Below are 1,192 nucleotides of genomic sequence, written 5' to 3' on the forward strand. Positions count from 1 at the left end.
AATTGGACAAGGCGCGAACGGCCGCCACGCGGGCCAACGCCGTCATCGTCTACAAGGGCGCCGACACGGTCATAGCAGCACCCGATGGCAAAGCGGCGATCAACTCCAGCGGTGCACCGTGGCTGGCCACAGCCGGGTCAGGCGACGTGCTGTCGGGCATCATTGCCGGTTTGCTGGCGCAAGGCATGCGGCCCTTCGAGGGCACCTGCGCGGCGGTGTGGTTGCATGCTGAGGCCGGCAGCCGGTTCGGACCCGGTCTGATCGCCGAGGACCTGCCGTTGGCACTGGTGCCGGTGTTGCGCGAACTCTTCGACGCGCGCACGGCTGCCCAATGAGCCGCGCGCTCGTTCTGTTGCTTGCCACCCTCATCGCTGCCTTCATGGCGCCGACGGCGCGCGCCGAAGGTCCTGTGACGATCGTCGACGATCCGGCGGTGCTCGCCGCACTCGATGCCAGGGGTTTCGGTTTCGCCGATGTTTTCGGGGTCGACGGCGAGGGCGGTCTGAAGACGCTTTACGACGAGGCGCCGGCCTTTCACGCCATCGTCGAAACGGTTGCCTCCGATGTTGCGGCACTGCGTGCCGATATGAAAGCCGGCGGCCGGACGCTCTACGAAGTCACCGACGGCAATGTCGGCCGCATCATGGACATGCGCTGGCTGAAGACCGACGCCGCGCGCTTCCGGCTGGTCGGCGTCGTCAACCGGCTCGATCGTCGCGACTTCGCGGTGCTGCAAGGCGACAGGAGCTGCGGCGAGGTGCGCTTCATCTACCGCCTGGCCTACAGCTTTCGCAAAAACGGCAAGCTGCTGGCGTCGCGCCTGCCATTCAATTTCAATGCGGTCTACAGCGCCACCCCCGACGCCGATGGCGGCTGCGTCGGTGTTGCCGGACGCTGGACACCCCAGCTTGACGAGAGCGTCGATGCCGGCTGGCTGACCGGCGGGCCGCTGGAGAGAGCTGGGCTCACCTTCAAGCAGCTGGAGCTCAACGTACAGGTGGTGCGCTTCCCCTCCGGCCAGGAAACCGAGTTCGGTGGCCAGGCCGCCTATCTCATGCGGATATTCGGCATCGATGGCGCCGATATCAGCGAAAAACCGCTGGAGAACACGCCCGACACCGCACGGCTTTCGCAGGATGCGGCGCTGAAGGCACGGCTCGCCGTCTATGTCGGCGCCAATTTGCCGGCGGTT

Annotated in this window: 1 protein-coding gene and 1 pseudogene; both read left to right on the forward strand. The window is 66.2% G+C overall.

What is annotated here, in order from left to right:
- Positions 1–335, forward strand: a 335-nt coding sequence (locus tag ENZ74_RS32315) for an NAD(P)H-hydrate dehydratase (protein ID WP_281059757.1), incomplete at its 5' end; no start/stop codon positions are given.
- Positions 332–1,192, forward strand: a pseudogene (locus ENZ74_RS32320) (hypothetical protein); the annotation flags it as partial. The gene ENZ74_RS32315 and the pseudogene ENZ74_RS32320, both read left to right, overlap by 4 nt.

The organism is Mesorhizobium sp. M7A.F.Ca.CA.002.15.2.1, assembly GCF_003998715.1.
In the GTDB taxonomy this organism is placed as follows: Bacteria; Pseudomonadota; Alphaproteobacteria; order Rhizobiales; family Rhizobiaceae; genus Mesorhizobium; species Mesorhizobium ciceri.